This is a genomic window from Ruminococcus sp. RTP21204st1_B2_RTP21204_210225 (assembly GCF_040914135.1).
GTDB lineage: Bacteria > Bacillota > Clostridia > Oscillospirales > Ruminococcaceae > Hominimerdicola > Hominimerdicola aceti.
Window position 1 is genome coordinate 1 of record NZ_JBCPGA010000064.1, and the last position, 8941, is coordinate 8941.

Below are 8941 nucleotides of genomic sequence, written 5' to 3' on the forward strand. Positions count from 1 at the left end.
CGATGAAGAAACTGAATCAGGAAACAAAACGAGGACTTATTATAACGTTAATTCTCAGTGCAATCTACGGCATAACGACATTGGTAACAGGACAAGCCTGCAGTATAACCTATTGTCAGCCGAAAGAGCCTGAGAATTTGCATAAATTTTTGAAAAAGAAACGGGGTGTAAAATATGAAGGCACTTAAAAAGCTTATGCTGAAATATGGTTCATCATTGGCTGCCCTTGCGCTGATGATAGGAGTTAGCTCAAGTTCTCAGGCTTGCTGGTGGTGGTATAATCAGCCGAAAGAACCTGAAGGCATGAAGAAGTTCATAAAAGAGGATTGATCAAAAAAGTACAAACGGAGCGCAAATACGCTCCGTTTGTGTAAAAAAGGAGGAAAAGCATGAGATTCAAAGTTGAATTTAAGAGAACAATTTCAAGTATACTTGCTGTAGCTATGACGTTTAGTATAACATCAGTCATGCCTGCAGTGGCTGAGGAAGCCGCCAAGTATCCCTATGCTGTTTTTGCCGCTGATGAAGCGGCCGGTATTGCTGTAAATACCGACAGTTTTACTCTTAATGGCAATATCTACACAAACGGCGTGTTTTCGACAACCGCTCAGTATCCCAATATCAACGGCACTGTTACAGATTATGACGATATTGAAGATAATACGGAGGGAGAAGAAACCGAAGATGTATTTGACGTCAACAAGGATATGATACTCATTCATACCAAGCTTGCAGACAAATATTTTACCGAAAACTGCGATACATACAACGAAGATTATACATATTCCGATATGAATATTAATATAAATAATTCTGTCTACGTTACGGGTAGACTGAGTCTAGACGGCAATATCAGCCTGAATAACGCTGTGGGAGCTGTTTCGGACGTTGATCTTTCCGGCGGAAATCTTAACGGCAACAACACGGTCATCTATTCAAAGTTCGGCGATATTGACATCTCAAACAGTCAGGCTTCGGTAAACGGACTGATCTATGCTCCGTTCGGAACTGTTACCATAGACTGCGACAACTTCAATATGAACGGACTTATCATTGCTCAGAATGTTGTTATCGACGGATACGGAGCGAATATTAACTACAGCAGCTCGTGGGCAGAGCTTGTCGGTACAGAATCCGAAGAACTCAGTTGGACAATGGACGACTGGCAGTATCTTGCCGATACGGACGATGACGGTCTGCCTAACCTTATCGAAAAGGAAGTAGGCTCAGATCCTTACAATCCCGATACGGACGGAGATAATCTTCCCGACGGGTATGAGGCATTAACTCTTGGAACAGATCCCACAAAACCCGATACTGATGATAACGGTGTACTTGACTGCGATGAGGATTTTGATGAAGACGGTTTGACAAATCTTCAGGAGTACGAGCTTGGCACAGAGCCTTACAATGAGGATACCGACGGCGACGGTCTTAAAGACGGAGAAGAGATCAACACTTACGGGACTGATCCGCTCAAGGTTGACACCGATGATGACGGACTTGATGACGGAGACGAGATCTACTTTGAAACCGATCCTCTGAATCCCGATAGCGACGGCAACGGCATTTCCGATGGTGATGAAAAACGTTCACAGACATTTATTCACAAGGTTGAAAACGAGGATTGTGCTGTAACCGAGGTTCATGTAACTATGGAGGGTACGGGAAATCTCCAAAAGACAACAACTGTTGAGAGCATTATGAACAAGGATATACTTTGCTCTGATGTTGTCGGTCTTGTGGGCGAGCCTTTCTCAATAGAAACTACTTCGCAGTTTGATAAGGCTACGCTTACTTATGTGATTGACAAGTCAAAGCTTGGAGATACCGAGTTTGACAATCTGCTGTTTTTATGGTATGATGAAGAAAATGACAATTTTGTAGAGCTTGATACTGTGCTTGATGAGAAGAACTCTACTGTAAGTGTGGAAACAACGCATTTTAGTAAGTATATGATTGTTAATAGGGAAGAATGGTATAAAGCATGGTCTACTGAGTTATATCCAAGTTATTATGACCATATTCCAATAGGATTAAGCACAGTATTAGTTATCGATTGTTCAGGCAGTATGCAATATAACGATCCTTATGAAGCAGGCAGAAAGAAAGCTGCTGAATCGTTTATCAATGTTCTAAGAAATAAGGATAATGTAGCTATTATAGCTGAAGATAGCGTTCCACAGATACTTTGTAATTTTACTTCTGTAAGTCAAAAAACCACATTATTAAACTCGCTGAATAAGATTTATTCTCTCGGAGGCAATAATTTTGACGCATCAATAAATGAATCAATACGTTTACTAAAGACACAGACCGGTGCTCCTAAAAAAATGATTATATTTATGTCTGATGGTGGATGTAGTGTTTCTGATTCATATTTAAAAACCGCAGATAATTTGGGAATTCCAATTTACACTATTGGCTTTGGCAACGGTTCTGACGATAGAATTCTTGAACATATGGCAGATATGACACACGGCGAATTTTACAAAGCCATTACAACTAATGATTTAGCGGATATTTATTCAGAAATCGCTCTTGACACCTTCTTTGATACAGAAGATACTGATCACGATGGTTTATATGATGTATTTGAATTAGCCGGTATACGAGTTCAGAATGGACAGATAGTTCACACCAGATACGATTTGCCCGATACTGACAATGACGGATTAGAAGACGGTGTTGAAATTGAGCCTGTGCCGGTTTATAAGACTGTTATAAGGGATCACAAAGAACAAGAAGAAACTGCAGGTTATTATTTTATAATGAATTCTAATCCTGAAAGTAATGACGATTCAGATGACGATGGTTATTCTGATATTGAAGATCCTGATCCTATGGATAAGCCGGAAATTTTGGGGGATAAGTATGATTTCCTTGATGGAGAGATATACTATCTTGCTAAAATGACAGGTATTTACCCAGAATACTATATGGATGTAGAAGGTAACTCTACTATTCCGGGGACGTCTTTGATAATGTATAATTATACAGGCAATGATAATCAGAAATTCAAGTTTGAATGGTGCGATGTCGGTTATAAAATTCACGCATTGAATAATGAACATCTAGTATTAACGTTGAACGCAAATGACGATGGTAGTTATTCTGTATATATGGGCAATGATTTAAACTTACAGGGGCAATTATGGGAAGTACTGCCTTATAATAATGGAGCAAACGGATTGCTTGGTGAAAATGGTCTTGTAATACGATCAAAGGTTTTATATTATGAAAATAATGATACTGTAGGTCAGCCATTATATTTAAGCTATAAAAATGATCAAATCTCAGTATCAACAGATAGAATAAGTAACACAAGACTTATGACTTGTGCTATAGCAGATTGGACCAGATTTGGTGATGCTTATATGCAATATGTTGGTTGGACTTATATGTCTTATTCTGCCAATGATAGAGCTATGAAGAATTATGCAAAGAATTCAACAAAATTGCCTAATATATTAAAGAATGATTCTAGGTATAGTTCGATAAGTTCCTCGTATTCCAAAACAGGATGTATTAACGGACAAGGAAATTTCAGTAAATTAAAATTTGGAGACACTACTTTTGATGGGGTCGGTTGCGAAGTATTGGCAACATACAATGCTATGGCAAGGCAGGGAATAAATGTAGATTTATGCAAACTCACAGCCGAATTCGAAATGAATGCAATTCAAATAACAGGTCCATTGGCTGATGGTAAAAGCGGATCAAAACCAGAAAGAATACCTGACTGCTTAGAATCATATTCTTTATCTCCTGGATACACGGATAGCATCATATACATCAATCCGTTTAAGACCGATTCATCTCAAAAAGAAAATTTGAAGAAAATCCAAGAAAAACTTGATAAAAATGGAAGAATTATTTTCTCTGCTTGGAATTATAACAATGGTGGTATTGACTTAAAGTATGGGGTTCATACAGTATACATTGAAAAAGGATCAAGTAATATTGTAATTTATAATTGCTATAATAGTTGGACTGAGCCTGAAACGAGCTACGCTTCTATTGAAGATATGTTTTCAAGTTCAGATCCATTATTCAGCACTCTGGTGATTGGGATATGGTACTAAAGAAAAGAAAAAAAATCATATTTATATTTCTTGCTATCGCTTTATTGTTTTGTGCTTTTGTTATCGTTTTAAATTTAGTCAAAGGCCCTACTATTAATGTCGTTAATTGCAATAGTGATGTAATAACAAATTCACGAGTATGTTTTAATTCATCTTCAACTTACTATTATTTAGACAGTAATAACTTTATATGTTCTGTTGCAGATGGAAATAAAAGTGAGATTTTTTACGATGATAGAGAGTTTAAATATATAACCTGTAATAGCGACTACATATTTGCAGCGGATGATGAATCGATTTTTCAATTTAATTCTGATGGCAAATTACTGAAAAGTATAAGCAGCGATACAAATGATCGTATTTATGGTCGTATCAGTGGGATATTTGCTACAGATAATTGTGTCTTTTGCGGAATGTTAGGATCTTATTTACTTCTTGACCCAATAACACTTGGTAACATGAGCATTAAAGAACTAATTGGTGACAACGAATGGAGATCCATAGGTGATGCTGAAATAGGCAGTGTCAAAACTGCATCAAATGGTGGCATAAAAATGATTATTGCATATCCTATTGAACTTGACAAGGACACTTTTTCGGGCTCAATCGTTGTTGATGATAAGCAAATCATAAATCTAGGTGGTTATAACTATATTGTCGGAGATACAGGAAATGCTTGTATGGAATACAAAGCACACAACGGTACGATTTTTAAGAATTTATATAACGGAAAAGAGTATAATACACCTAAAACAGATATCCGACATTTTTCCTTAACTGAGGATTCATTGATTACATTCAGCAGTTCCTATGATAAAAAATCAGTGTTGATGGATTTATGCATACTATATGATAATTATTCTGTTAGAGATTATGGACTCTATAACAACTACCCGCTTCAATTTCATAAGTACGATCAAATTACTCTTATTGATTTAAAAACTGATTCCGAGAAGATTATCAAAACCCGCTCAGGAGAAAAGATAATTTATCTTAGTAATAAAAAAGCAGTATCTTTCTATAAAGGAAATTATTTATTCTATGATATTAAGAATTGGGAGAATTATAAATCTATTGATGCAGATGAAATCAATTCTCATGGTTGCTACACATTTGAATCCTGTGGAGATTACATTTTCGTTTTTGACGATAATTCCAGAGAACTGCTGAATACTATCAATGTCGCGTGATATAATACATTTGATACAGGTAGTGTTAATGAAATTTACAATCCCCATAATACACTGTTTAAAATAGGATATATATTGAAGTAGTGGGTGGTAATTTGAAGAAAATGAAACTTAAATATATTATGATTTCACTTTTTGTACTTATAATAATATTAGCTATTATTATTTATAAATTTTGTTTTTATTATCCTGATATAAAAATCAAGGTATCCAATTTGTATAATGAACACTCAAATATTGTGTGTTTAAACGATGATTATTATAGACTTAAAGATGGAAACATATATAATTTAGTCACTCAAGAAAGCTTATATCATACAAATGATAGATTTGCATTTATAAAATCATTTGACAGTCTGATATGGATGGTTGACAACAGTGATAAAGATAACCTTAAAGCTATAGATTCATCGGGAAAAGCAGTAAAAAGTTATTCAATACCTGATTATACAAAGGACTTTTTTATCAATAACAATGTAATTTTCTGTATGTCGTCTGACGGAATTGAAATATATCAATTATATAACGACGGTCATAAAGAACAAATTTCGGTGGACTATTCTTTTGTATTTGAATCAGAAAATTCATATTTTAAGCTGTATAAATATAGCTGTGAATATGGGGAATGTTTATATTTTGATATGGAATCAGATAACTATAACGATTCATATTTTGCTGTTGATTCAAATATGCAAAATATGATCAGTTCTAATGGAAGAGTCAATTTATTGCATTATCAACAGGATCGAATAATTTACACCGAATCGACATTCCGATTGAAAACGTTGTATGAATATTCATTTGTCGATGGTGAAGAACATTGCTATAATAATCTTGATATTGATGATTATGCTCAAGGTTTTTTTGAAAATACGCCCTATGCATCAAATGACAAATATATTATATCTGTTGCCCAGCGAACTACATCACGTTCAATCACAAGGGACGGAGGTCCAACGGCGACTTCCTGTGAAATGTCAAAGCACAAAAATGACCGTTTATATATTATCAGTACTGATGACTGCACAAAATCGTTTCAGCACGGTACTAGGACTTTTGAACGGATACTCTATGCAGACGGTGAAAAGGCAATTACCTACTATAACGGAGAATACTTGACATATTCGCTTGATAAATGGGAAGTAATAGATTCACAATCTGCCGATGAAATCCAAGTCGGGGGTTCATACACATTTGAATCCTGCGGTGATTATGTTTTTGTATTTGATGATAACTCCGGGGAATTGCTGAATACTATTGATGTGAGTTGAAATATTTTAGATGTTCTCCGTACAGACTAAAATCTGTACGGAGATTTTTTATGAACATCAGAATAATATTATTACATTAATATTTTAACACAGCAATGAAATTGTTCAAATATGTTTTGGTGGTTCTGAAAAATTGATTAAATGAAGCTCATTTGCATAAATATTAATTAAATGTAAATTAAAATGGCAGTTCACGTTCTGAAATTTTATTTCACGTATTATACTTGTACGTTTTGTTTCAAAAATGCTATAATATAAAGAAATAAATCGTATTTTGAAGAATTTAAACTTTTGTAGATAAATAATGAAATTAAAAAGTTTAAGTTAAGGAATAAAATCGGGAAGTGGTATAATGTTCGAACCGGAAGCTTTTTTTAGTGATGTTAATAACTTGCTTGGAATTACCGGCATTAATCAAAAAATAATTGATATTTGCAATGATCGTGCCTTATGCTCTAAAATTAAGGGAAACGTACAAACTTATCTTGATAATAATCCGTACAAACCAATTAATTTTTCAAAAGAATTATTAGATAAGTGGATAATAGACTATGGAATTGACTATATAGCCGATATACTCTATTCTAATGGCAATAATCAATTACAAGAGTATAGCACACCACTCAAAATTATATATAATAAGCTTTCCAATAAGAAAAAATCGGATCTTGATAGTCCAATAAATTACCAAGATTTTCTAGCATATTTATCAGGTGTTATTGCAATAGTAAAAGAACAACTTTATACAAGCTTGCCAACTCAATTTAAAGTTTTAAATAGGACACTTAAAGATCATATAGACGAATCATTACAAGATGTGCGTGGAGAATTGGTAAAATTAGTAGAATTTAAAAAGGATAGTACAACAATCTCCACTAATAAAGTTATATCCGATTCACAAATATACCAATGTGTAAAAGATACTGCCCTAAAAATGCTTGACAGAGCTAAAACTGAACAAGGGAGAATGAAAGCATTTGATAATGAGGAAGAAAAGATAAACATTCCTGATATAGGAAATGCTATTTCTAAAGCGTTGGGAAAGTCCAATGATCTTTTAAAAGATTCAAATGTAGTTGGAGAGGGTGAATCAGGCAGATCACTAGTTTCTTTTTATGAATCAAATGAGTTAATAAACACATTACTGATAGGTGGTGGCGGTTCCGGAAAAACTTTTATGTTGCTGGATTTGGCAGAAAAATTGAATGATTCTCAAATAGACATAATACCTGTATATGTACCACTTAATATTTTAAATGAAAAAGTTTTTGGAGAAAATAAAAATCCTATTTTGAATTATTTCATCAATAATTCAAATACCTCTTGCAAAAAACAATTATTGCAGTGGTTAAGGAATGTGAAGGAAACGACTGTTCTATTTCTGCTTGATGGGTATAACGAAATCACTCTTTCGGAATCAAAAATGAACATTATTTCCGAAATAAAGGAACTTAATAGAGACTTTAAGTCTGTTAGCTTTATAATTACCAGCAGGAACGATATATCAGAATGCTTTTCAACTGGCGGTTCGTTACCTTTTCAATGCAAAAGAGTAAATCCACTAAATGATGAGAGTATTAAAGAGTATTTAGATTGTGTGTTATGCGAGATTGACTCAGACAGACTATGGGAAACAATTATAGGTACTAAATTTATAGATATACTACGCAGTCCCATGGCATTGGCAATGTATAGGTATATTTTAGACAGTAATGAAAATATCAGTTCGTTAAATCTTAATCTGCCATATGATTCGCCGGAAACACTTGGCGAATTAATTGGAGATTTTGTAGCGCAAATACAACAAACTCCATGCCTGCAAAATGAAACAATTGCTAGAAATGATATTAATCAAACTATGCTGATTTTATACTATATAGGATATAAAATGGTTAAAGAAAATAGATTTAGAGTTCTCACCTCAGATTTGGAGCGATACGTACAAGAAGGTACAGCATTATTTTCGGAATTGGTATCTTACAGATTTAAAGAATATTTTTATCAAACTTTTCTGAATATTGAAAGTTTGATGGGATTTATTGTATATCCCAAGACCGAAAATGAAGACTGTAGATTTTATCATCAAAATTTCCGAGATTATTTTTATGCAAAATTTCTTTATCAGATCATATTGTTTTCAATATCGCAAAACTGCGGTACTTTTATTATAACTTATTTTTCCGAGAATATTCCAAATGATGTACTGGTCTTGCTTGGAGAAATAACACAGGAAAGATTATTTAAGCCTAACGGTAAAGAACAGAATTCTGAAAATGGTTCATTGATTGAACGTGCTTTAGCGTTACTGTATGAGAATTTTCGTCCCCGCCAAATAATCTCCCACCCTACCCAACGAACACCAAATAGACTAAACTAGAAGTAAGAAAAAAGTCTA

Annotated in this window: 6 protein-coding genes; all 6 read left to right on the forward strand. The window is 34.1% G+C overall.

Translation table 11 applies throughout. The features are described from left to right. On the forward strand, positions 1-188 hold a 188-nt coding region (locus AB5123_RS13185; RefSeq protein WP_368364933.1), incomplete at its 5' end, for a hypothetical protein. Beyond that, positions 175-330 carry a cyclic lactone autoinducer peptide gene (locus tag AB5123_RS13190; RefSeq protein WP_178566379.1) on the forward strand — a complete coding sequence of 52 codons (156 nt, stop codon included), beginning with the start codon at positions 175-177 and terminating at the stop codon, positions 328-330. The genes AB5123_RS13185 and AB5123_RS13190, both read left to right, overlap by 14 nt. Positions 331-389: 59 nt before the next feature. Beyond that, positions 390-4085, forward strand: a complete 3696-nt coding sequence (locus AB5123_RS13195; protein WP_279022577.1) for a VWA domain-containing protein — start codon at positions 390-392, stop codon at positions 4083-4085. Continuing rightward, positions 4076-5275: a hypothetical protein gene (locus AB5123_RS13200; protein ID WP_368364934.1), complete on the forward strand. Its 1200-nt coding sequence runs from the start codon at positions 4076-4078 to the stop codon at positions 5273-5275. Before AB5123_RS13195 ends, AB5123_RS13200 begins: the two co-directional genes overlap by 10 nt. Before the next feature lie 104 nt (positions 5276-5379). Further along, on the forward strand, positions 5380-6546 hold the full coding sequence (locus AB5123_RS13205) for a hypothetical protein (protein WP_176930861.1): 1167 nt from the start codon (positions 5380-5382) through the stop codon (positions 6544-6546). Between the two features lie 352 nt (positions 6547-6898). After that, complete coding sequence (locus AB5123_RS13210; RefSeq protein WP_368364935.1) at positions 6899-8923, forward strand: NACHT domain-containing NTPase; 2025 nt, start codon at positions 6899-6901, stop codon at positions 8921-8923. Positions 8924-8941 lie beyond the last annotated feature (18 nt).